Origin of the sequence: Corallococcus sp. AB011P (assembly GCF_003611605.1) — a bacterium.
GTDB lineage: Bacteria > Myxococcota > Myxococcia > Myxococcales > Myxococcaceae > Corallococcus > Corallococcus coralloides.
The window spans coordinates 1-20,902 of record NZ_RAVX01000032.1 but is presented as its reverse complement, the minus strand read 5'-3'; the positions used below and the strand labels follow the sequence as shown (position 1 = coordinate 20,902).

General features: G+C 69.3%; 22 protein-coding genes and 1 pseudogene. 11 read left to right on the top strand and 12 right to left on the bottom strand.

The features are described from left to right. Nucleotides 1-17: 17 nt before the first annotated feature. Nucleotides 18-533: a J domain-containing protein gene (locus D7X30_RS39240; protein WP_120568102.1), complete on the top strand. Its 516-nt coding sequence runs from the start codon at nucleotides 18-20 to the stop codon at nucleotides 531-533. Here D7X30_RS39240 and D7X30_RS39235 read toward each other — a convergent pair. Beyond that, nucleotides 449-1,459 carry a stage II sporulation protein M gene (locus D7X30_RS39235; protein WP_120568101.1) on the bottom strand — a complete coding sequence of 337 codons (1,011 nt, stop codon included), beginning with the start codon at nucleotides 1,457-1,459 and terminating at the stop codon, nucleotides 449-451. The genes D7X30_RS39240 and D7X30_RS39235 overlap by 85 nt on opposite strands. Before the next feature lies 1 nt (nucleotide 1,460). Then, the gene (locus D7X30_RS39230) at nucleotides 1,461-2,231 is read right to left on the bottom strand and encodes an RDD family protein (protein WP_199724683.1); all 771 of its coding nucleotides are present in this window, start codon (nucleotides 2,229-2,231) and stop codon (nucleotides 1,461-1,463) included. Between the two features lie 485 nt (nucleotides 2,232-2,716). Between D7X30_RS39230 and fruA the strand changes: the two genes are divergently transcribed. Then, on the top strand, nucleotides 2,717-3,403 hold the full coding sequence (fruA, locus tag D7X30_RS39225) for a response regulator transcription factor FruA (RefSeq protein ID WP_043321786.1): 687 nt from the start codon (nucleotides 2,717-2,719) through the stop codon (nucleotides 3,401-3,403). A gap of 61 nt (nucleotides 3,404-3,464) precedes the next feature. Here the strand turns inward: fruA and D7X30_RS39220 are convergent, their stop codons facing one another. After that, on the bottom strand, nucleotides 3,465-3,692 hold the full coding sequence (locus D7X30_RS39220) for an MbtH family protein (RefSeq protein ID WP_014397734.1): 228 nt from the start codon (nucleotides 3,690-3,692) through the stop codon (nucleotides 3,465-3,467). A 188-nt stretch (nucleotides 3,693-3,880) separates the two neighbouring features. Between D7X30_RS39220 and D7X30_RS39215 the strand changes: the two genes are divergently transcribed. Further along, nucleotides 3,881-4,888 (top strand): DUF4105 domain-containing protein, encoded by a 1,008-nt coding sequence (locus D7X30_RS39215; RefSeq protein ID WP_120568100.1) that lies wholly within the window; start codon nucleotides 3,881-3,883, stop codon nucleotides 4,886-4,888. Here D7X30_RS39215 and D7X30_RS39210 read toward each other — a convergent pair whose 3' ends face one another. Next, a complete protein-coding gene (locus tag D7X30_RS39210; RefSeq protein ID WP_233592085.1) occupies nucleotides 4,889-5,635 on the bottom strand; it encodes a hypothetical protein in 747 nt (248 codons plus the stop codon). Nucleotides 5,636-5,693: 58 nt separating this feature from the next. Between D7X30_RS39210 and D7X30_RS39205 the strand changes: the two genes are divergently transcribed. Beyond that, on the top strand, nucleotides 5,694-6,326 hold the full coding sequence (locus tag D7X30_RS39205; RefSeq protein WP_233592084.1) for a YdeI family protein: 633 nt from the start codon (nucleotides 5,694-5,696) through the stop codon (nucleotides 6,324-6,326). Nucleotides 6,327-6,620: 294 nt separating this feature from the next. On the opposite strand, the gene D7X30_RS39200 is transcribed toward D7X30_RS39205, so the two are convergent. Further along, nucleotides 6,621-7,514 (bottom strand): cyclic nucleotide-binding domain-containing protein, encoded by an 894-nt coding sequence (locus tag D7X30_RS39200; protein ID WP_120568137.1) that lies wholly within the window; start codon nucleotides 7,512-7,514, stop codon nucleotides 6,621-6,623. A gap of 212 nt (nucleotides 7,515-7,726) precedes the next feature. Here D7X30_RS39200 and D7X30_RS39195 point away from each other — a divergent pair, with 212 nt between their 5' ends. Beyond that, nucleotides 7,727-8,722: a hypothetical protein gene (locus D7X30_RS39195; RefSeq protein WP_120568098.1), complete on the top strand. Its 996-nt coding sequence runs from the start codon at nucleotides 7,727-7,729 to the stop codon at nucleotides 8,720-8,722. Between the two features lie 13 nt (nucleotides 8,723-8,735). Here D7X30_RS39195 and D7X30_RS39190 read toward each other — a convergent pair whose 3' ends face one another. The 6 genes from D7X30_RS39190 to dacB form a co-directional block, all read right to left on the bottom strand. After that, entirely contained in the window at nucleotides 8,736-9,911 is a 1,176-nt protein-coding gene (locus D7X30_RS39190) for a right-handed parallel beta-helix repeat-containing protein (RefSeq protein ID WP_120568097.1), read from the bottom strand. Nucleotides 9,912-10,057: 146 nt separating this feature from the next. Then, a complete protein-coding gene (locus D7X30_RS39185; protein ID WP_120568096.1) occupies nucleotides 10,058-11,227 on the bottom strand; it encodes a right-handed parallel beta-helix repeat-containing protein in 1,170 nt (389 codons plus the stop codon). 137 nt (nucleotides 11,228-11,364) lie between these two features. After that, entirely contained in the window at nucleotides 11,365-12,459 is a 1,095-nt protein-coding gene (locus D7X30_RS39180; protein ID WP_199724682.1) for a D-TA family PLP-dependent enzyme, read from the bottom strand. Between the two features lie 56 nt (nucleotides 12,460-12,515). Next, on the bottom strand, nucleotides 12,516-12,938 hold the full coding sequence (locus tag D7X30_RS39175; protein ID WP_120568095.1) for a hypothetical protein: 423 nt from the start codon (nucleotides 12,936-12,938) through the stop codon (nucleotides 12,516-12,518). 90 nt (nucleotides 12,939-13,028) lie between these two features. After that, complete coding sequence (locus tag D7X30_RS39170; protein WP_120568094.1) at nucleotides 13,029-15,209, bottom strand: prolyl oligopeptidase family protein; 2,181 nt, start codon at nucleotides 15,207-15,209, stop codon at nucleotides 13,029-13,031. 37 nt (nucleotides 15,210-15,246) lie between these two features. Further along, nucleotides 15,247-16,734, bottom strand: coding sequence for a D-alanyl-D-alanine carboxypeptidase/D-alanyl-D-alanine-endopeptidase (gene dacB, locus D7X30_RS39165; RefSeq protein ID WP_120568135.1), 1,488 nt, complete (start codon nucleotides 16,732-16,734; stop codon nucleotides 15,247-15,249). A 190-nt stretch (nucleotides 16,735-16,924) separates the two neighbouring features. Here dacB and rdgC point away from each other — a divergent pair, with 190 nt between their 5' ends. The 3 genes from rdgC (at nucleotide 16,925) to D7X30_RS43315 (ending at nucleotide 18,576) form a co-directional block, all read left to right on the top strand. Beyond that, nucleotides 16,925-17,575, top strand: coding sequence for a recombination-associated protein RdgC (rdgC, locus tag D7X30_RS39160; protein ID WP_120568093.1), 651 nt, complete (start codon nucleotides 16,925-16,927; stop codon nucleotides 17,573-17,575). Then, nucleotides 17,562-18,251 (top strand): hypothetical protein, encoded by a 690-nt coding sequence (locus tag D7X30_RS39155; protein ID WP_120568092.1) that lies wholly within the window; start codon nucleotides 17,562-17,564, stop codon nucleotides 18,249-18,251. Before rdgC ends, D7X30_RS39155 begins: the two co-directional genes overlap by 14 nt. A gap of 103 nt (nucleotides 18,252-18,354) precedes the next feature. Further along, nucleotides 18,355-18,576, top strand: a complete 222-nt coding sequence (locus D7X30_RS43315) for a hypothetical protein (RefSeq protein WP_233592083.1) — start codon at nucleotides 18,355-18,357, stop codon at nucleotides 18,574-18,576. Here the strand turns inward: D7X30_RS43315 and D7X30_RS42480 are convergent. Continuing rightward, nucleotides 18,534-18,728 (bottom strand): annotated as a pseudogene (locus D7X30_RS42480) (integrase core domain-containing protein); the annotation flags it as partial. The gene D7X30_RS43315 and the pseudogene D7X30_RS42480 sit on opposite strands and share 43 nt — an antisense overlap. Before the next feature lie 39 nt (nucleotides 18,729-18,767). On the opposite strand from D7X30_RS42480, the gene D7X30_RS39150 reads away from it, so the two are divergent. From D7X30_RS39150 to D7X30_RS39140, 3 genes are all read left to right on the top strand, one after another. Beyond that, nucleotides 18,768-19,082: a hypothetical protein gene (locus D7X30_RS39150; RefSeq protein ID WP_120568134.1), complete on the top strand. Its 315-nt coding sequence runs from the start codon at nucleotides 18,768-18,770 to the stop codon at nucleotides 19,080-19,082. A gap of 4 nt (nucleotides 19,083-19,086) precedes the next feature. Then, nucleotides 19,087-19,452: an IS66 family insertion sequence element accessory protein TnpB gene (gene tnpB, locus D7X30_RS39145; RefSeq protein ID WP_158619465.1), complete on the top strand. Its 366-nt coding sequence runs from the start codon at nucleotides 19,087-19,089 to the stop codon at nucleotides 19,450-19,452. 46 nt (nucleotides 19,453-19,498) lie between these two features. Beyond that, on the top strand, nucleotides 19,499-20,902 hold a 1,404-nt coding region (locus D7X30_RS39140; protein ID WP_120568090.1), incomplete at its 3' end, for an IS66 family transposase.

Genomic DNA, 20,902 nt, shown 5'->3' with positions numbered 1-20,902 from the left:
CGGAGGTCGAAGTCACCATGGTTGCGGCGGTCGCGAGCTGGCAGACACTGGAGAACGTCACGGTGGAGTGCACCCACTGCGGCGTGATGATGACACTCCAGCCCGGAACCCGGGTGAAGTACTACCGGTGCGGTTCGTGCCACCGCTGGGTGTCCAGCACCTACAGCGAGGTCTTCCGCGCGGACGCGAAGATGCGCACGCACCCGGTGAAGGACACCGCGGACGCGGACGCGCGCTTCGTGGAGGTGAAGGACCGGCTGGACAAGTGGCTCTCCGCCGTCCAGGAGCAGTGCCCGTACCAGACGCTGGGCGTGTCGCCGTTGGATACGCCGGACGTGATTCGCGCGCGCTTCCACGCGCTGGCCCTGGAGCGGCACCCGGACCGGGGCGGCTCCGCGGAGCAGATGCGCGAGGTCAACGACGCCTACGAGCGCATCCTCAAGCACCGTCAGCGCAAGCGGCTGGAGGCCATGGCGTCCGGCACGTCCACGCGCGCCACGCCCGCGTCCGTCCTGCCCGCGCGCAGCAGGTAGAACCAGAAGAGGACTCCCAGCGACAGGCCCAGCCCCACCTTGGCCCAGGTGGGGAACAGGTGGCCCGGGGAGATGAAGCCCTCCACGAAGCCGATGCCGGCGAGGAAGGGCGCGCAGCCCACCACCAGCTTCACGGCTTCACGCCCGCGCGCCTGGAGCGCCTGCGCGCGAGGCAGCTCGCCGGGGTCGATGAGCGCCTGGCCCACCATCAGCCCCGCGCCGCCCGCGATGACGATGATGGACAGCTCCACCGGCCCGTGCGCGGCGATGAAGTCCAGGAAGCCCGCCGTCATGCCCTCGCGGAAGCACAGCGCCCCCACTGCCCCGATGAGCACGCCGTTGTTCACGAGCGTGAAGATGGGCCCGATGCCCAAGAGGATGCCGGACGCGAACGCGAACAGCGTGACGGTGAGGTTGTTGGTCGCGATGCCGGAGGCCACGGCGTTGGGCGGCGCCACGGACAACAAATCATCCGTCCACATGCGCCCCTGCGCCACGTAGCGCCGCACACCCTCCGGCACCAGCAGCTCCGCGCCACGCGGCTCCAGCGTCACCACCAGCGCGCCCAACAGCAGCCCCAGCACCAGCAGGCCCGCGCTCACACCCACGAAGCGCGCCTCGCGGCGCAGGGTGGCGGGGAAGTCCCGCCGGAAGAAGTCGCGCGTGGAGGCCCAGCGCTCGCGCGGCGGCTGGTAGATGGCGCCATACGCCTGCGCGCACAGCTGGTTGAGGAAGCGGTGCGCGTCCGTGCCCGGATAGAACGTCTGCGCCTGCGCCAGGTCCGCGGCAGCGCGGCGGTACAGCGTGTCCAGCGTGCGCAGCTCCGCCAGATTCAAGCGGCCCGCGCGCTGGCGCGTCAGCAGGGCCTGGAGCGCGTCCCAGTCCGGCCGGCGCCGCGTGACGAAGCCAGTCAGGGGCGCGGCCATGTCAGTGGACCGCCTTCGCGCGCGTGCGCAGGAAGGCCTCCGTGGCCTCCGGCGACTGGAGCACCCGCGTGCGCTCTTCGTCCGTCAGGGAGGCGCCCACGCGGTCCACCAGCCTCATGCCCAGCCGCCGCCGCACCTCCGGCTCCAGGCCGGGCGCGCGCGCGAGGAACGCCAGCACCAGCTCCACGTCCTCCGCGTCCAGGGGGCGCTGCACGCCCGCGTCCGTGGCCGGCGCGTCCACCGGGGGCGCCTGCGTGTACTTGTCCAGGTCGATGGCCTCCTCACGCACCAGCACGGTGCCGGCGAGCATGTCTCCCAACCGGCGGTGGCGTGAGTCCAGCAGCATGGTGATGCAACCGGTGGCGTAGAGCACCGGCAGGAAGTCCACCGCGCGACACAGGTTCCTCACCGCGCTCTCGAAGAAGCCCACCGGTGAGCCATCCTCGCGCACCACCCGGATGCGCAGCGCGCGCTTGCCGGGTGTCTGTCCATGGAAGAAGACCTCCGCCAGCGTCCAGTACAGCCATTGCGTGGCGAAGAGGCCCACCGCGAGCAGTGTCTGCGTGAGCCCCGACAGCGCCTGGAACGCCCCCAGCACGTCGGACACCAGCAGGGTGACGACGAAGTAGAGCGCCACCCAGAAGAAGAACAGCAGGCTCGCGTCCACCAGCCACGCAAGACAGCGGTAGCCGATGCCGGCCACGGGCAGGGACAGGGCCACCCGCTCGGGCGTGGCGACGTCGACATGGGGTGCGGGGGCGGAGGGAGTCATGCGCGCGGGACGCACAGCATACGCCCTTGCCATCCAGGACGCGCCATCTCCGTGCATGCGGGTGCCCGCCCTCGGGCATGGGACGAAACACCGAGTAAAACATCCGAATGTGGACGCGGAACGTATGTCCCTGGGCCGACAGCGATCACGACCTGACGGACGAGGCCCTGGATTTCCATGCGTTCCGTGCGCAATTGACAGTCCTGCGCGGGGCCGTTCGCAAGAGGCCTTGGATGATGTTAGGGTCTCGGTTGGCTGGATTTGCTTGAAACGAAAAAGGAGGTTCGGCCCGGACGGGCCAGTTCGGCAGTCGCAGGTGCAGTCCGCAGGGCAGCAGTGACAGGACCCCCGGATGGAGTTGAAGCGCGGTTCTCGCACGCTCAGCACAGGCGGAAGTTCCGCCGCGGTTCCACCGACTCCGGGGCAGGTTGAAGTCGACAGGTAGCATTGAAAGCAATTCGCCACGACGGCTGGGGGGCCATCGCATGGCAGCGAATCAATCGGCAGTTCGTATTTCGATTCTCGAAGGACCGTGGGCGGCCTGGCAGGGCCTGTCCGACGGGCTTCGGGGTGAGGGTCATTCCACTTCGGTGACGCGCGACGTGCGCGGCTTCCTGGACGGGCTCGGCACGGATCCACCTCAGGTGGCCATCCTCGACGTGGAGAGCGACGGCGAAGCCGCCATCGGATGCTCCGTGACGGAGGGGCTCAACCTCCTGCGCGAGGCCCGCAAGCGCCGGCTGGAAGTGCGCATGCTGCTCTTGTCCGCGGTGAGCACGCCGGAGGTCATCTCCCAATGCTTCGACGAAGGGGCCTCTGGGTACCTCTTCCGCGCGGGGCTGGGCGTGAACGCGGTGTCCTCCGCGGTGCAGTCACTGGTGCGGGGCGAGCGCCTCTTCCCGGTGCAACTGCTGCGCAACGACTTCGAGCATCCGCCGGTGACGTCACCCACGGCGAGCGTCCTCTTGCTGCTCACGCAGCGCGAGCGCGAGGTGCTGCAGTACGTGGCGGGCGGGGCGGACAACCTGAAGATCGCCGCGCACCTTCAAATCGCCGAGCGCACGGTGAAGTCACACGTCACGCAGCTCTACCGCAAGCTGGGCGCGGAGAACCGTACCCAGCTCGCCCTGCGCGCCTGCCACCTGGGCGTCAGGCCTCCGCCGGACCTCTAGCGGGGCCGGCCCACCCTCCCCGTTGAAGCGGGGAGGGCGCGGTGGGAAGCGCACGCGGTCTTCAGTTCTTGTTGCGGGCCGCGTCCTCTTCCATCTTCTTGCGGAGGCTCAGGGGACGCATGTCCGTCCAGACCTCCTTGATGTACTCCAGGCACTCGGCCTTCAGGCCCTGCTTGCCGGCGTCCTTCCAGCCCAGCGCGTTCTCACGGTCCGCGGGCCAGATGGAGTACTGCTCTTCGTGGTTGACGACGACCTTGTAAACGGTCGTGTCTTCGCGCTCGTCGCTCATGGGGGGTGACTCCTGGAAGCTGGGGACCCCCTTTCGTCGCACACCCGGGGAAAAGCGGTCAAGGTAGGCGGTTGCGACGAATCCCGGTCCTTCCTGGGAGGGCGGATCCGCGCCCGGCCGCCCGCCGGGGCTGCACCCGCGATGCGCGTCCGTGACACGAGCGGCGTGGGGCGCGGATACTCGGCCGCATGCGCATCTGGAAGAACGCCGTGTCGGGGCTCGTGCTCCTCGTGGGGAGCGTCTGGGCCTCGCTGGCCCTGGCCCTGACGGGCACGGGGACGGAGGGGCCGCACGTGGCCCGGAGCCTCGTGGCGGTGGCCCTGGTGGCCCTGGCGGTGGCGGCCTGGCGGTGGCGTTCGCGGCGCTGGGGCGTGGCGGTGATGCTGTTGGGCTGCCTGTCCGTGTACGGCTGGGTGCGGACGTTCCAGCCCTCCAACACGCGGGACTGGGCGCCGGATCTGGTGCGGGCGCCGTGGGCGGAGGTGGCCGGGACGCAGGTGACGCTGCATGACGTGCGCGACTTCCGCTACCGCAGCACCACGGATTGGGACCCCGCCTGGTACACGGCCACCTACGACACGGACGCGCTCACGGGCGCGTCGTTCATCGTGGAGCCCTTCTCCGGCTTCTATGGCGCCGCGCACACGATGGTGAGCTTCGGCTTCCAGGACGGCCGCCACGTGGTGTTCTCCGTGGAGGTGCGGCGCGAGCAGGGCGAGACGTTCTCCGCGCTGGGGGGGCTGTTCCGCCGTTTTGAAATCACCTACGTCGTGGGCGACGAGCGGGACCTGGTGCAGCTGCGCTCCAACTTCCGCCATGACGACGTGTATGTGTATCCGGTGAACGCTTCGAAGGAGCGCATCACCGCGTTCTTCATGGACATGGTGCAGCGGATGAACGGGCTGCACACGCAGCCGGAGTTCTACGACACGCTCAGCAGCAACTGCACCACCAACCTGGTGCACCACTTCGAGAAGGTGGCCACGAAGAACGTGCCGTATGACCACCGCACGCTGATGCCGGCGTTCTCGGATGCGCTCGCGTACGAGCTGGGCATCATCGACACGGACGCGCCGCTGGAGCAGGTCCGCCAGCGCTACCACATCAACGCGCGAGCGCTGGCCGCGCAGGGGCGGGACGACTTCTCCGCCCGCATCCGCGCGCCGCTGGAGACCGCCGCCGCGCCCGTGCCGTGATCAAGTACCTGTCGCGGCCAGGGGCTCCTCGGGCGTGAGGCCGCTCTTCAGGTGCTTGTCGTAGTGGGCCTCCAGCGCGGTGAAGTAGCCGCGCTCCTCCCACATCTCCTGGAGGAGCCGGTCGGTGAGCGACTTCACCTCCGCGTTCTCGGTCGCCGGGTCGGGCACGCGGGGGCCGCGCTTGGGGTCCAGGAAGACGCGCGTGGCCTCGGCCATCAGCAACCGGCTGCTCCGGAAGAGGCGGCGCAGGGCCTGGTTGAGGGGCCGGGCGTCCATCTCCGAGCAGGCGGCGACGATGGCGGCCTGCACCTTGCCGGGCGCGTCCCCCTGGAGCGAGGCCGCGTCCAGGTCGCCGCGCTCCAGCGCATGGTGCAGCAGGTAGCCATGGTGCAGGCACACGCTCGTCTGGTCCACGCAGTCCTTCACCCAGAGGACGAAGAAGACCTTGCGGAACACCTTGCGCACGGGGAAGAGCGCCACGGCCTTGAGATAGGACACCAGCCGTCCGCCCGGGCCGCGCGCTTCGTATGAGCCGGCGAGCACCGCCACGGCCTTGTCCGGCGCCTTCAGGCCCTTCTCCTTGAACTGGTCGCGCACGGACTGCTCGCGCACCTGGCGCAGGGCGTAGTCGTCCAGGAAGGGCACGGGGATGAGCGGGGTGAGCCCGGCCGCCACGGCATGGAAGGCCACGCGGGCGAGCGAGGGCGGCACGGCGTTCGGCGGACGGGCGTTGGTGGTTTCAGCCATGGCGTGATTCATAACCGCTTCCGCCCCGGCTGCCTTCCGCCGGTAGAGTGGGAGTGTCATGAACCCGGCGCGAGGCGCGGGGCAGGGAAAGGCGTTGCACCGCATGAAGGCGAAGGCGAAGCAGGAACTCCCCGTCGTGCCCTTCGCGTCGGAGAAGGCGTGGGAGAAGTGGCTGGAGAAGAACCACGTCGACTCGCCGGGTGTCTGGGTGAAGCTCGCCAAGTTCGAGTCCGGCATCCCGTCCGTGACGTATGCGCAGGCGCTGGAGGTGGCGCTCTGCTACGGCTGGATCGACGGGCAGAAGGGCGCGTTCGACTCGGAGTACTGGCTCCAGCGCTTCACGCCGCGCAAGGCGCGCAGCAAGTGGTCGAAGATCAACTGCGGCAAGGTGGAGGCCCTGGTCGCCTCCGGACGCATGAAGCCCGCGGGCCTGCGTGAGGCGGAGGCCGCGCGCGCGGATGGCCGCTGGGAGGCGGCGTACGCGGGGCAGAGGACCATGGAGGTGCCGGAGGACCTGAAGCTCGCGCTGGAGAAGAACCCGAAGGCGAAGGCGGCCTTCGCCGCGCTCAAGGGCGCCAACCGCTACGCCATCCTCTTCCGGCTCCACGACGCGAAGAAGCCGGAGACGCGCTCGCGGCGGTTGGAGAAGTTCGTCGCGATGCTGGAGGCCGGGGAGCTGATCCACGGCTGAGCAGGTCGCGACGGCCTGCTACGGCAGGAGCGCGCTGCCCGTGATGAGGAGCGCGCTGCCCGTGATGAGGAGCGCGCGGACCTGGAGGGCGCCGCGCGGCGGTCTTCCCCGGCAACCTGCATCAGTACGACAAGCGCCTCTCCGCGTTCGGCTTGGATACGGACCGGAAGCGCCTGGGCCGGCTGTTCTTCCAGCCCGTGCTGATGGCCTGGGCCCTGTGGTCCACCGGTGCCTGGAAGGCGTTGCGGTAGAGCCCAGGGCTTCAGGATGTCTGGGATTGCGCGGGGCGGCGGACTACTTCGTTTCGCCCATGACTTCGATCGTGTGCTTGAGCCGCTCCAGACCCAGGCGCACCAGGGCGCCGCGCAGGTCGGGCTGGCCCAGGAAGGCCTTCTTGAACACGTCGCGCTCCAGCTTGAGCAGCGTGCAGGGCGTCACGGTGCGCACGGTGGCGGTGGCCAGCCGGCTGCGCAGCAGGGAGATCTCCCCGAACAGGGCGCCTTCCTCCAGCTTGGGATAGGCGGAGTGGCGGCCGTCGCTGTGCGTATGGAAGACCTCGCACTGGCCCCGGATGAGGACGTAGAGCGCGTCACCCGGCTGGCCGCGGGTGAGCAGCGTCTCTCCGGCGGGGACGGTGCAGGGGACGAAGGCATCTCCCAGCTCATGCTGCACTTCCGGGGGCAGGGCGGCGATGAGCGGGTTGCTGCGCAGCGCGTCCGCGAGCAGGCGCTCCCGGGCGGTGACCTGCATCTGTTCCCCCTTCACGCCGTAGTCCTTGCCCAGCTCCCGGACGCCGGCCTGGGTGAGCTCCAGCAACACGGCGTCCTCCACCGTCACGATGGTGGCGGTGCGCTGCGTGCCGGTGAGCAGCGCCAGCTCTCCGAAGAACTCGCCAGCCCCCAGGCGGCCCACCTCCGTGTTGCCGCCGTGGTCGCCGCCGCGAAGCACCGCGACGCGGCCCTCCAGCACCACGAACATGGAGTGACCCGGGTCGCCCTCGCGCACCACCACCTGGCCCGCGGGCAGGTAGCGTGTGCAGACCGGCTGCTGCTCGGAGGCACCTTCCGCCTCCGCCGGGGCGCCGGTCGCCGCCGAGGGCGCGGCGGGAGTCGCGGGCGTCTGTCCGGCGGTGGCCGGGGCGGACGGGTGGGCGGACAGCAGGGCCTGCAGGCGCGCGAACAGGGACATGGTGCGCAAATGCTACCGACCCGCTCGGGCGGAAACTGTGAAGCGCTTCACAGGCGGCGTGGAGGAAGCCTGAAAGACAGCCAGGCGGGCGGGGGCGTCATTGAGCAGGGATTGACGGGCGTTCGCCACGTCTGTGTTTCTCCCACCTGACGCGGCGGGACGGTCGCCGGGGATGGCGTGGGCGGACCGGGACACCCTACAGTCCCGGGCCCATGGGAGACACGCTGGACGTCGTGGTGGACCTGGGGGATGTGGGAGAGACGGTCGCGGACGCCGTACTGCTGAAGTACGCGCAGGGCTTCCACGGGGCGGACGGCGCGGTGGCGCGCCGGCTGGAGGGGGCGGGTGTGGGCATGGACGCCTTCGACCTGCTCCCCGGGGACCACCGCTTCATCGAGTCGCGCCGGAGCCTGGGCGCCCCGTGGGTGCTCTTCCTGGGCACGGTGCGGTTGCGGCAGTTCGGCTACCACGAGATCCGCCAGTTCTCCGTGCGCGCGCTCCAACTGCTGGAGCCCCGGCACGAGGTGCGTCACCTCGCGTGCACGGTGCACGGCCCCAACTACGGTCTGGACGAGGATGAGGCCGTGCTGGCCCTGGTGGGCGGCTTCGTGGACGCGTTCCAGCGGGGCAGTGGCCCCCGCGACCTGGAGCGCATCACGGTGGTGGAGCTGAACCCCAAGCGGGTGGAGCGGCTGCGCAAGGCGTTGGCGCTGGGGCTGGGGCTCACGCCGGGCGTGGAGCCGCTGATGGGGGCCACGGGGTTTCGCGTGCGGCGGACGTCGCGCTTCGTCCAGGCGCCGCCCATGGCCTCCGCGGGCGCGAACTCCCACGAGAAGCCCCACGCCTTCGTGGCGATGCCCTTCGCGCAGGAGCTGGAGGACACCTACCACTACGGCATCCTGAACCCCGTGAAGGCGGCGGGGCTCTTGTGCGAGCGGGTGGACCAGGCCGTCTTCGACGGTCCCATCATCCAGCGCATCCGGGACCGCATCGACACCGCGAAGGTCGTCATCGCGGACCTGTCATTGGCGAATCCCAATGTCTATCTGGAGGTGGGCTATGCCTGGGGACGAGGCAAGCCCACCCTGCTGCTGGTGCGCGACGTGAAGGAATTGCGCTTCGACGTGTCCAGCTACCGGTGTCTCGTGTACCGGAACATCCGGCACCTGGAGGAGCTGCTCACGCAGGAGTTGAAGCGCATCGGCTGAGATGGGCGAGGGGTCAGTAGGGGGCGCAGAGGATGCCCTCGCAGTTACCGGCGCCGTTGTTCCGCGCGACGTTGCCGCCGCCGTCAAAGGCGGTGGGCGCGTGGATGCCCCAGCCCGTGTTGCCCAGGGCTACATTGCCAATCACCGTAGGCGTGCTGGGTGGCAGGACGCGGAGGCCGTCACCGTCGTTTCGTAGGAACCGGTTGGCACGGACGATGCCGGTCTGTGGGCTGCCGAAGATGGTATAGTCTCCCAGCGTCAGTCCGCCCGCATTGTCCCAGAAGGTGTTGCCCTGGACGTAGACCTGCGATGAGGCGGCTGTAAGCCCATTGTCATTGCCCACGATCCAGTTGTTGATCATATCGAGCTGGATCACATTCCAGACGGGCGTCGCCGTGGGGGCGAACGACGCGTTGTCCGCGATGAGCGTGTCCTCGAAACGGAGCCTTTCGCAGGTATCGCGGCCCCCCATGAACGCAGTCGAGGTGGCCACTGCCTCGTTCCGCGCGAAGGTGCTCGACCGGACGCGGACACTGGCTGCGAAGCAGTAGATGCCGATCTCGTTCCCCGTGAAGGTCGAATCGAGGACGTCGGCATTATGGGTATCCAGGTAGATGCCGAGGCGGTTGTTCTCGAAGTGGCTCGACCTCACGTCGAACGTACCTTCAGCCGCGTCGATCTCGCTTGCGAACCCGGCGCCATTGCCGATGAAGCGCGAATTCGTAACGAGGAAGTAGGTGTTATCGGACCTGTTGTTGATGGCGGCGCCGTTGTCGGCGAACATGAGCTCGTGCAGCCGCAGGGAGTTGACTCCGTCGGCCTGAACGCCACTTGCGAATCCGCGAATCGTGCCGTTGCGCACCATCACCATGCTGTTGCCGGTGACCACGATGCCCAGGGTGTCTTGCTGGACCGGACTCGATCGGCGCACGGTATGTCCGCCCAGGTCGAGGACGATGCCCGCGCCTTCGATGTGGAGCGCGGGCTCGTCCGTGCCTGGGCAGGAGAGGTCGTGCGTGAGCCGGGTGCTCTGGGTGATGACGTCGCCACAGTGGACCTCGCATCCGACAGGCGTTGCCTGCTGGAACCGGGCGTCGAGCGACTCCCTGTCCGCCGCTAATGCCGCAGGTGCTCCCAGGACAAGTGCAGCGATGGCCGCCGCGACGGAAAAGCCCTTTGCCTGATGCATGCCGCCTCCCAGCCGGAAGTCCTTCCGGCGACCGGCGAAATACTAGACACGACACCGTCAGCGGCATCCCCACAGTCAGGGGCAGCCGAGCAGCTAGAAGCTGACGGCCTGGATGCACAATGGGGCGGGACAAGCAGGCGCTAGGGTCAGTAGGGGGCGCAGGTGACGCCCTCGCAATTACCCGCGCCGTTGTCCCGCGCGACGTTGCCGCCGCCGTCATGGGCGGTGGGCGCGTGGATGCCCCAGCCCGTGTTGCCCAGGGCCACGTTGCCAATCACCGTAGGCGTGCTGGCCGGGAGGACGCGGAGGCCGTCACCGCCGTTCCGTAGGAACCGGTTGGCACGGACGATGCCGGTCTGTGGGAGGCTGACAATGGGAGTGTCTTCCAAAGCAAATCCGCCCGCATTGTCCCAGAAGGTGTTGCCCTGGATGTAGACCCGAGATGAGCCGGCTGTAAGCCCATTGTCATTGCCTACGAGCCAGTTGTTGATCATGTCGAGTTGGATCACATTCCAGATGGGTATCTCCGTGGGGGCGAACGACGCGTTGTCCGCGATGAGCGTGTCCTCGACACGGAACACATTGCAGATGTCGCGGCCCCCGATGGGCACGGTCGTGGTGGCGACGGCCTCGTTCCGCGCGAAGGTGCTTGACCGGACACGGACATTGCCGGCGAAGCAGTAGATGCCGATCTCGTTCCCCATGAAGGTCGAATCGAGGACGTCGGCATCATGGGTATCCAGGAAGATACCGAGGCGGTTGTTCTCGAAGTGGCTCGACCTCACGTCGAACGTACCGATGGACGCGTCGATCTCGCTTCCGAGCCCGACGTCATTGCCGATGAAACGCGAATTCGTAACGAGGAAGTAGGTGGTGGAGAAGTAGTTGTAGATGGCAATGCGGTTGTCGGCGAACGTGAGCTCGTGCAGCCGCAGGTAGTCGACTCCTTCGGTCTGGACGCCTCTTGCGAATCCGCGAATCGTGCCATTGCGCACCATGCTGGTGCCGGTGACCACGATGCCCAGGGTGTCTTGCTGGTCCGGACTCGAGCGGCGCACGGTGTGGCCACCCAGATCGAGGACGACGCCGTCACCTTCGATGCGGAGCGCGGGCTCGTCCGTGCCCGGGCAGGAGAGGTCATGCGTGAGCTTCGTGTGCTGGGTGATGACGTCGCCACAGTGGACGTCGCATCCGACAGGCTTCGCTTGCTGGAACCGGGCGTCGAGCGCCTCCCTGTCCGCGGCGAGCACCGGGAGCGTTCCCAGGGACAGTCCCGCGATGGCCATTGTGACGACGAAGCCCTCTGCCTTGTGCATTCCGCCTCCCGGCCGGAAGTCCTTCCGGCGACCGGCGAAATGCTAGACACTGCACCGTCAACGGCATCCCGACTGCTAGTGGCAGCGCGCAGACCAGTGGATGACATCCAGGCGGCACGCTGGGGCGGTACGGACTGTCACCAGCCGCGCGCCGCGACCTCCCACGTGCCCACGTGCGTGTCACCCCGCACGACGTGCAGCCGCGGATGCTGCGGGACGGAAACACAGACATGGTTGGGCACCACGCGCACCCGCTCGCCGATGCGCGGTCGCCACGTCGTGCCGGACACGTCCAGCAGGCCATGCTCCTCTGACAGGTTCTTCACCACGACCTCCGGCCGCTCCAGCAGGACGCCGTAGCCCGGCGCCAGCCCTTCCTCCTTCACCAGCGCCTTGGCTCCCGCGTCGATGACCACCTGGCCCGGCACGGCCGTGCTCACCACCGTGGCCAGAACCGAATAGGCACACTCCGTCCAATCGCAGGCGCCAATGACGGCGGCGTTGCGGTCGTTGAGCACGTTGAGGCCGGGACGGATCTCCGTGAGGCCCTTCACGGTATGGGATTGCCAGAGCGTCGGCGTGGATCCTCCGCTGACCACCTCCGGCGGCAGCCCCGCGCCCTTCAGTGCGTCCACGAACGTCGCGACCGCATCGGACTGTGCCTGCATCACGGCGTGCAGCTCCGCCTGGGGGACGCGGATGTGACCGGCGTAGAAGGTCAGCCCGCGAAACACCACGCCGGACGTGGACGCCGCCGCGCGCGCCAGGGGCACGGCCTCATCCGGCGAGCGCAACCCCACGCGGCGCATGCCCAGGTCCACCTCCACGAGCACGCCCACGGTGCGTCCCGCGTCCCGCGCCGCGCGCGCCAGCCCCTCCAGCACCTCATGGGAGTCGAGCGCCACGGTGAGCCGCACGCGCGAGGGCAGGGCCATCAGCCGCGCCAGCTTGCGCGCACCCACCGGCGGATACGCGAGCAGCACGTCGTCGGACACGGACGCCATGACCTCGGCTTCCAGGACGGTGGCCACCGTGACGCCAGAGGCGCCCGCCGCCACCTGCATCGCGCCCAGCTCCGCCGTCTTGTGTGTCTTCGTATGGGGGCGCCAGCGCAGGCCGTGCTCGCGGGCATAGGTCGCGACGCGCTGGAGGTTCCGCTCCACGCGGTCCAGGTCCACGAGCGGAGCGGGCGTGTCGAGGGAGTCGAGGAAGGTCGAGGACATGCGGCGCATGCTGGCACCGCGCTCCTCGACCCGTCACCCGAATCCCCGGCCTTGCGTTCGCGGGACTACGCCGCCGGCTCGAAGCTCACCGTGGGCCGCTGCCAGCTCCAGCCGCCGCCCTTCAACGCCTCCGTCGCCTGCGCATCCAGCACGCGCAGCGCCGCGAGCACGTCCGCGGGCGGGCGGGGGGCTCCGGCAGCGCTCTCCACCTCGAAGCGCGGGGGAATGGCCGCGGCATCCTGACCGCCCATCACCACGCGGATGCGGCAGTTCTGCGGCGACAGCTCCGTCTCCCCGGACCAGGACACGTCCTGGACGATGAGGTCCACCGCGCCCAGCACCTTCTGCCCACGCAGCTTCTCCACCACCGCGTCCAGCGAACCCTTCGCGCGAGCGTTCCGCTTCTTTCCAAGACGGGTGAGCGTCCACCAGGCCAGGCCACCCGCGACGATGGGCGAAAGGATGAAGTAGGGGATGAGCGGGCTCATGGGGCGGCAGGCTGCCACGAAATCCAGAAGAAGAAACGCCCGTCTTCCGAGCCGCAAGGACTCGGAGGACGGGCGCAGGGATGAGCCCGGCTACTGCGGCGCGGGCGCGGCGACCTTCTTCGTCGCGTTGGGCTTGTACGTCATGCCCAGCTCGTTGAAGACGAAGGAGTAGACGTCCACCTCCTCCTCGATGCGCGCGGACAGCGGCGTGCCCATGCCGTGGCCCGTCTCCGCGTTGGCGCGCAGCAGGATGGGCTTGGGGGACGCCGTGGCCGCCTGCATCCGGGCCACCATCTTGCGCGAGTGGAACGGATCCACGCGCGGGTCATTGGCCCCGGAAGTGAAGAGCACCGACGGGTACTTCGTCCCGTCCTTCACGCGGTGCACCGGCGAATAGCCATACAGCGCCTTGAACTGCTCCGGGTCCTTCACCGAGCCGTACTCGGTCACGTTGAACTGGCCGTTGGGCGTCAGCTCCGTGCGCAGCATGTCGTAGATGCCCACGCGCGCCACCACCGCGCCGTACTGCTCCGGGTGCTGCGTCAGCGCCGCGCCCATCAGCAGGCCGCCGTTGCTGCCGCCCTGGATGGCCAGCTTCTTGGGCTGCGTGTACTTCTGGTCCACCAGCAGCTTCGCGCACGCGTAGAAGTCGTCGAACACGTTCTGCTTGTTCGTCAGCGAGCCGGCCTTGTGCCACTCCTCGCCGAACTCCGAGCCGCCGCGCAGGTTCGCCACCGCGAACACGCCGCCCTGCTCCAGCCACATGCCCGTCAGCGGGCTGTAGCCCGGGTTGATGGACACGTTGAAGCCGCCGTAGCCGGTGAGCCACGTGGGGTTGTTCCCGTTCAGCTTCGTGCCCTTCTTCTTCAGGATGGAGAGCGGCACCTTCGTGCCGTCCTTGGACGTGGCCTCCGTGCGCACCACCTCCACGTCGCTCATGTCGATGGGCGCCGTGCGCGCCAGCGCCGTCTTCGTCACCTTGCCGTCCGCCGCCGTGAAGCGGAACCACGCGGCCGGCTGGGTGAAGCTGCCGTTGACGAAGAGCACGTCATCCGCGCCCTGGCGCACCAGGCCGCCCACGAACGACACCGGCAGCGTGGGCACCAGCCCCAGCGCCTTGCCCGTCAGGTCCACCATGCGCAGCTGCGAGGGGCCCCCCAGCTGCTCCAGCAGGTACAGGCGTCCCTTCGTGGGCACCACGGCCTGCACCGTCGCCTCGCCCTCGGGGACGATGACGGTCGCCTTGTCCAGCGTGGGCGTGGCCAGCGGCAGGCGCAGCACCTTGCCCTTCGACGCGTCCTTGCGGCTGAGCAGGTACGCCGCGCCGTCGCTGCCGAAGCGCGCCGACACCACCTTGTCCGCGTACTTCGCCACCTGCGTCCACGTGCCCTTGGGGCCGTGCAGGTACAGGTCGAACTCGCCGCCGTCGCCGTTGGCCACGCGCGCGAAGGTGTACTGGCCGTCGTCGCTGGACTCCAGGTCCGTCATCGCGATGCGCGGGAAGTCCTTGCCCAGCGCGTACGTGTCCTTCTCCGTGGGCGTGCCCAGCGTGTGGAAGTACACCTGCTGGTACACCTCGCGGTCCACGGGCGGGCGCTCCTCGCCGCGCGGGTAGCGCGTGTAGAAGAAGCCCGTGCCCTTCGCGTTCCACGCGAGGCTGCCGCCCGCCGTGCCGCCGTTGACGCGCGGAACCAGCTCGTTGGCCATCGCCTTCGCCGTGGTCACGTCCCACACGGACACGTCACCGCTCTCCGTGCCGCCCTTGGACATGGAGACGGCGACCTTCTTGCCGTCGTGCGACAGCTGGAACCAGTCGATGGTCGTCTTGCCGGACGTGTCCACCTGCGTGGGGTCCACCAGCACGCGCTCCTTCGACGTGTCGTCCAGCGAGCCCACCACGATGAGCGTGGGCTGCTGCTTGGGCGGCTGGAACTTCAGCCCCAGCAGCGTGCCGCCCTGTTCGTCCAGGGCGCCGTAGGAGGGCGACTTCCAGGACAGGAGCTCCGTGATGCGCTGGCGCAGGGGCTCGCGGCCCGGCAGCTTGTCCAGGTACGTGCGCGTGTACGCGTTCTGCGAGTCGGTCCACTGCTGCACCTTCGGATCCGTCGCGGACTCCATCCACTGGTACGGGTCCGCCACGGCGGTGCCGTGGTAGGTGGTCTCCACGGGCTGCTTCTCCGCGGCGGCGGGCTTCGCGGGCGCCTTCCCCGCGGCTGTGGACACGAGCGGCAACAGCAGCGCGGCGGTCGTCACTGCGATTCTGGACTTCATGGTGCACCTCGCATGCGGGTGTTTCCCTGCGGGACGCTCATCGCAGGGGCAGCTCCACCAGGGCGGTGGAGAAGGTGTCGAAGGTCTCGTTGGCGTTGGGCTTCGTGCCCTCATCCATGTTGCCGAGCATCAGCGCGAAGACGACGCGCGGGTGCTCCGTGTCGTTCGGCCGCTCCGCCACGCCCACGAAGCACTTCTGGCCCGTGAGCGTGCCCGTCTTCGCGCGGATGCGGCCGGAGGTGGACGGCTTCGTCTTGCGGCCCGCCAGCGTCCCGTCCACGCCCAGCACCGGCAGGCTGTCCACCAGCGCGGCGCCATACGGCTCCTGGAGGCTGGTGAGCAGCACCCGCGCCATGCCGCGGGGCGACGCCAGGTTGTAGCGGGACAGGCCGCTGCCATCCACGGGACGCAGGTCCTTGGTGGGCACGCCCCGGCGCGCCAGCTCCGCCACCAGGGCCGTGCGCAGCGCGGTGTAGCCCTCCTGCCCGGTGCGCTCGCGAGCGAAGCGCATGCCCAGCCGCTCCGCGTACAGGTTGAGGCTCTCCTTGTTCGTCACGCGTACCAGCTCCGACAGGGGCGGGCTGGCCAGCTCCACCAGCGGTGACGGCATGGGGGGCAGGGGCGGGGTGGGGGCCTCCAGCGAGAGCGGCAGCCGCGTGATGCCGTGCCGTGCCAGCGCGTCGTCCACGCACGCGGCGAAGAGGGCTTCCGGCGCGTCCACGGACAGCTTCACCGCGGCGGCCTGGGGGCACGGCCCGCCCGTGGGCGAGCGCCACGTGCAGCGCACTCCGGCGCCTCCGCGCACGCAGGCCAGGTTCGCGCGCTCCGCGTTGACGTCCACGTTCACCACCGCGGACAGCGTGGCGAAGGTGGGGGTCCACTGGACGGAGGGCGCGTCCGCGCAGGTGGCGCCGGGGGCGCGCGCCAGCGCCAGGTCCACCACGTTCTCGCGGAAGACGAAGGGTGTGGGCGCCGCGCTGTAGGCATAGGCCGCGTCATCCCAGGCCCAGCCCGGGCCCATGCCGCCGTCCATGCCGTCCGTGCCGGAGATGCGCACGTTGCCGCGCCACTGGTGGATGCCGCGCGTCTGGAAGGCCTCCGCGATGCGGTCGCACGCGAGCGCCGTCTCCGGGAAGCGCCACGAGCCCAGCGACGGGTCCCCGGACGCCTGCGCCACCACGTCGCCCAGGAACAGGCCTCCCGCCTGCGAGCCCTCCAGGAACACCGGGGTGGTGAAGCGGAAGTCCGCTCCCAGCGCGGACAGCGCGGCGGACGTGGACACCACCTTCATGGTGGACGCGGGCAACAGCCGCACGTTCTCGCGGTGGGTGAAGAGGGGCTCGCCGGTGCGCGCGTCCACCACGTACGCGCCCGCGAGCGCGCCGTCCGCCTCCAGGGTCTCCAGCAGGGCCTTCGTCACCCCGGGCAGGGTGTTGCGCGGGGCTCCGTCCGGCGTGGCGGCCGTGTGGGTGCAGGCGGACAGGAAGAGGGCAACGACGCTGGCGGGGAGGAGGGCGCGGCGCATGGCGGCGGCCACCGTATGTCGCGTGCCTGGGAGTGTCATGGATTCCCGCCAGCGGGGTGGGGCGGAGACGTGCACGGTTGGACGGAGCCCGGGCAAACGATCTTCGGCGGGGGCTATTCCCGGCCCTTCGCGTCCAGCCACACCGAGTGCCTTGACGCGACGCCACGGGACCCCCATCCTGCCGCGCCCCATGCCTGTCCTACGTGGTGCCGTGACCTTTTCGCGCTTCCGGACCGAGCCGGCCAAGGATGCGCCGTCCGACGTCAAGCGCTGGATGACCAAGGGACTCAAGTCCCATGCGTTCGAGCCCATCGACCGCCGCTCCGAGGAGGAGCGCGCCGCGGGCTTTGTCGAGTTGGAGAACCCGGAGTCCTCCGAGTTCGCCACCGGCAACCTCTACTATGGCGAGTACGCCCTCTTCTCCTTCCGCATCGACACGCTGAAGGTGCCCGCGTCGATGATGAAGTCGGAGCTGGACAAGTGGGCCGCCGCCTTCGGCAAGGAGAACGGCCGGCCGCCCGCGCGCGCGGAGAAGAACAAGCAGCGCGCGGAGCTCAAGCAGCTCTTGCGTCAGCGCGCGGTGCCGCGCACCAGCACGCTGGACGTGACGTGGAACCTGAAGACGCACACGGTGCAGGTCTGGGCCGCGTCGCGCAAGACGGTGGATGAGATCTGCGTGGCGCTGGAAGGCGCCCTGGCGGTGAAGGTGATTGGCATCACGCCCGCGTCCATGGCGCAGCGCGCGGGCATCGACGAGAAGGCCCTGGGCCCCACGGCGGAGCTCATTGGCATGGACCTGCCGGCGGCGGCTTCGGTGGAGGACTCCCATGGCGAAGCGTGAGCAGGCGAGGGAAGAGGCGGCGTTCGCCCGGGGCGATGTCGGCGTGGATGGTGCCGCCACCGAGGAGGAGAAGGACGAAGCCGAAGTCGAAAAGGGCAAGGCGCGCGAACAGCTGCTGCGCGGCCGGGCCTACCTGGGCCGCGAGTTCATGACGTGGCTCCTGTGGCGCTCGGAGTCGGGCGACCCGCTGATCGAGTACGACGGCGCGGGCGTCGTGGTGCTCTACCTGGGCAAGGTGGTGCTGCGCGGCGTGGCCGGCGACGTCACGGAGATGAGCGCCAAGGGCACGCTGGCGCCGTATTCGGAGAACGTGCGCCACTCGCTGGACCGGGGCCTGCTGGTGTCCCAGGCGCGGCTGCGCGTGTCGCACGGCGAGCGTGAATACGAAGTCACCCTGGATTCCGAGTTCCTGGACATCCGCGCCGCCAAGCTGCCCGCGCTCATGACGGAGGAAGAGGATGATCAGCTCTCCGAACGTCTGGAGTTGACCGAGCAGCTCTCCGCCATCGTGGACGCACTGGTGCAGGACTTCCTGGCCGTGCGCGCCGGACGCGCCTGGAGCAAGCAGGTGGTGCCCGCGTTGAAGGCGTGGATGAAGGGCGAGGAGAAGGGGAGCGACCTGCTCTCCAAGGCCGCCCGCGCCAAGGGCCGAGACGCCCGCGCCGCCCGGGGCTGAAATATCTGGATTAAAACATGGAAGAGCTGAAGTCCGAGTGAAACCTCCGAGGGTGGCGACACACTGTGTAGCGTCGTGTGTCTCTCCCCTCGGAGTTTCCACCATGAAGCCAGACTCCCTGTTGATCGCGGCGGTCGTGGCCGTGCTTCTCCCGCTGCACTCGGGTGCGCAGAGCAGCGTCATCGCCTTTGGCGACAGCCTGAGTGACAACGGCACGTACAGCACCGCCACCAGCGGTCCGGTGTACCGCACCGAATTGTTGAGACACCAGGTTGGTCGTAATCAGGCCGCTTGCCTCGACAGCATCAGCTCTCGCCGGGCCTGACTCGGCGAGAGGAAGTCGTGGCGCTCCAGCAGCCAGTGCTCGTTGTAGCGGTGGGCCCAGTCCAGCAGGGCCCGCCGCAGTTCCTCCACGGTGGAGAAGGTGCGCACCCAGAGCAGTTGCTCCTTGAGGGTGCGAATGAAGCGCTCGGCACAGGGACGAGCGCTGAGCAGCCCGGCCGGCCGCTTCCGGGCATGGCGAAGCAGGTGGAGAAGCCGGAGTGGGCGCGCGTCGCGAAAGCCTTCGAGGCGAGCGGACAGACGCAGCGGGAGTTCGCGTTGGCGCGGGGCATGAGGCTGAGCACGTTGCAGTCGTGGGTGTACCGGGCGCGACGGAGCGCGCCGTCGCGAGTCGAGCCGGTGAGACTCTTGCCGGTGCAGGTGGCGACGTCCCCCGATGCGACGGAGTCCCTGCTGGAGGTGGTGGCCGCGGGCGGAGCGCGGGTGCGATTCGCCGTCGGTACCGACGTGGCGTACGTGGCCCGGCTCGTCGCCGCGTTGGGGCGGTGAGAGGGTGTTCGCCCTACCTGCCTCGGTGCGCGTGGTGCTGGCGGTGGAGCCGGTGGACATGCGCAAGTCGATTGATGGCCTCATGACGCTGGTGCGCACGGCGTGGGGTGAGGACGTCTACTCGGGGCACCTCTTCGCCTTCGTCTCCAGGCGGGGCGACCGCATCAAGGTGCTGACGTGGAGCCGGGGTGGCTTCGTGCTCCTCTACAAGCGATTGGAGGCCGGGCGATTCCGGCTGCCACCGGTGGACGCGGGCGCGCAGGCGGTGACGCTGGACGCCACCCAGTTGGCCATGCTGCTGGACGGCATCGACGTGGCCCAGGTGAGGCGCCAGCCCGCCTGGACGCCTCCCGGGCGCACGGGCACCTGACGCGCCCGGCCCGGGACGCGGCGTGGCGCAGGCGTGTTGAGGCGAAGTGCCGCGCGAACTTCCGCAAGACCACTTCTGCCCCTGGCGCGAGGAGGCCGAGGAGCTCAAGGCCGAGGTGAGCCGCATCGGCGGGGAGGTGGACGCACTCAAGGGGCAGCTTGCGGCCCTGCAGCGCCACGTCTTCGGCAAGAGGGCGGAGAAGTTGCCGGCGGTGGCGACGGAGCTGCGAGGGGACGCGGACTCGACGGCGGCTCGGGCCGAGGCCGCGAAGAAGAAGCGGCAAGACAGAGCCGCCCGCAAGGCCGAGGAGGCCCTGGCGCGGGAGATTCGCCACGCGGTGCCCGCCGAGGAGCGCCACTGCCCGGCGTGCGGCAGCGAGGACTTGAAGCCCCTGGGCCCCGGCCGCACCTCGGTGGTGTACGAGTACGTGCCGGCCCACTTCGAGAAGCAGGTGCACGTGCAGGAAGTCCTCGCGTGCGCGTGCGGCCGGGGCGTCGTCACCGCCCCACCTCCAGCCCGGGTGGTAGACCGGGGCGAGTACGGCCCCGGCTTCCTCTCCCACGTGGTGGTTTCCAAGTGCGCGGACGCCATGCCTCTGCACCGGCTGGCCCAGCGCGTGGAGCGAAGCGGCGTGCCCATGAGTCGCAGCACCCTGACGGACCTCTTCCACCAGGCCGCCTCGGTGCTGCTGCCTCTCTCTCAGCACCTCTTGCAATGCATTGCGTCCGCGGACGTGGTGTGGGCTGACGAGACGCCGTTGCGCGTGCTGGACGTGAAGAAGACGCGGCTGGGCTACCTCTGGACTTTCCTCACCCAGAATGAGGCGGGGCAGTGGCTCCTCGGCTACCGCTTCAGCCTCGGCCGGGCCAGCAAGACGCCGAAGGAAGTCCTGGGCGGCACCTCGGGCGCCCTCGTGGTGGACGCGTACACCGGCTACAACGCGGTGACGCTGCCCCAGGGCCGGGTGCGCGTCGGGTGCTGGGCCCATTGCAGGCGCCGCTTCTTCGACGCGCTTCCCTCCGCCCCCGAAGCACGTGAGGCGCTGGATTTCATCCTCGCCCTCTACCGCGTGGAAGCCCTGGCCCGCGACGCGGGCGTCGTGCGCACGGACGCGCACCGCGAGCTGCGTCAGCAGCAGAGTCTCCCCGTCCTCACGGCGCTACGCGCGTGGATGGAATCCCAGGCCCCGCGCCACCTGCCCAAGGGCCCCATGGGCCAGGCCATTTCCTACGCGCTGAAGCAGTGGGACGCCCTGACGCGATTCGTCTCCGACGCGCGCCTGCCCCTCGACAACAACCGCTCGGAATCGGCGCTGCGCAAGGCGGCAATGGGGGTTTCATTGTGCGTCACCTCTTCGGGGTGTTGTCGACCGCATAGGCTTGCGCGCGCCTCGCGGGCTCGTACGACGCTTCTGGGCTGCCTCGAGCACGTGCGCGGCTCGCAGGTCCTC

Excerpts from the sequence above, each read along its gene's own strand:
- D7X30_RS39240 (WP_120568102.1), top strand. The coding sequence starts at position 18 with ATGGTTGCGGCGGTCGCGAGCTGGCAGACACTGGAGAACGTCACGGTG.
- D7X30_RS39235 (WP_120568101.1), bottom strand. The coding sequence starts at position 1,459 with ATGGCCGCGCCCCTGACTGGCTTCGTCACGCGGCGCCGGCCGGACTGG.
- D7X30_RS39230 (WP_199724683.1), bottom strand. The coding sequence starts at position 2,231 with ATGACTCCCTCCGCCCCCGCACCCCATGTCGACGTCGCCACGCCCGAG.
- fruA (WP_043321786.1), top strand. The coding sequence starts at position 2,717 with ATGGCAGCGAATCAATCGGCAGTTCGTATTTCGATTCTCGAAGGACCG.
- D7X30_RS39220 (WP_014397734.1), bottom strand. The coding sequence starts at position 3,692 with ATGAGCGACGAGCGCGAAGACACGACCGTTTACAAGGTCGTCGTCAAC.
- D7X30_RS39215 (WP_120568100.1), top strand. The coding sequence starts at position 3,881 with ATGCGCATCTGGAAGAACGCCGTGTCGGGGCTCGTGCTCCTCGTGGGG.
- D7X30_RS39210 (WP_233592085.1), bottom strand. The coding sequence starts at position 5,635 with ATGGCTGAAACCACCAACGCCCGTCCGCCGAACGCCGTGCCGCCCTCG.
- D7X30_RS39205 (WP_233592084.1), top strand. The coding sequence starts at position 5,694 with ATGAACCCGGCGCGAGGCGCGGGGCAGGGAAAGGCGTTGCACCGCATG.
- D7X30_RS39200 (WP_120568137.1), bottom strand. The coding sequence starts at position 7,514 with ATGTCCCTGTTCGCGCGCCTGCAGGCCCTGCTGTCCGCCCACCCGTCC.
- D7X30_RS39195 (WP_120568098.1), top strand. The coding sequence starts at position 7,727 with ATGGGAGACACGCTGGACGTCGTGGTGGACCTGGGGGATGTGGGAGAG.
- D7X30_RS39190 (WP_120568097.1), bottom strand. The coding sequence starts at position 9,911 with ATGCATCAGGCAAAGGGCTTTTCCGTCGCGGCGGCCATCGCTGCACTT.
- D7X30_RS39185 (WP_120568096.1), bottom strand. The coding sequence starts at position 11,227 with ATGCACAAGGCAGAGGGCTTCGTCGTCACAATGGCCATCGCGGGACTG.
- D7X30_RS39180 (WP_199724682.1), bottom strand. The coding sequence starts at position 12,459 with ATGCGCCGCATGTCCTCGACCTTCCTCGACTCCCTCGACACGCCCGCT.
- D7X30_RS39175 (WP_120568095.1), bottom strand. The coding sequence starts at position 12,938 with ATGAGCCCGCTCATCCCCTACTTCATCCTTTCGCCCATCGTCGCGGGT.
- D7X30_RS39170 (WP_120568094.1), bottom strand. The coding sequence starts at position 15,209 with ATGAAGTCCAGAATCGCAGTGACGACCGCCGCGCTGCTGTTGCCGCTC.
- dacB (WP_120568135.1), bottom strand. The coding sequence starts at position 16,734 with ATGCGCCGCGCCCTCCTCCCCGCCAGCGTCGTTGCCCTCTTCCTGTCC.
- rdgC (WP_120568093.1), top strand. The coding sequence starts at position 16,925 with ATGCCTGTCCTACGTGGTGCCGTGACCTTTTCGCGCTTCCGGACCGAG.
- D7X30_RS39155 (WP_120568092.1), top strand. The coding sequence starts at position 17,562 with ATGGCGAAGCGTGAGCAGGCGAGGGAAGAGGCGGCGTTCGCCCGGGGC.
- D7X30_RS43315 (WP_233592083.1), top strand. The coding sequence starts at position 18,355 with ATGAAGCCAGACTCCCTGTTGATCGCGGCGGTCGTGGCCGTGCTTCTC.
- D7X30_RS39150 (WP_120568134.1), top strand. The coding sequence starts at position 18,768 with ATGGCGAAGCAGGTGGAGAAGCCGGAGTGGGCGCGCGTCGCGAAAGCC.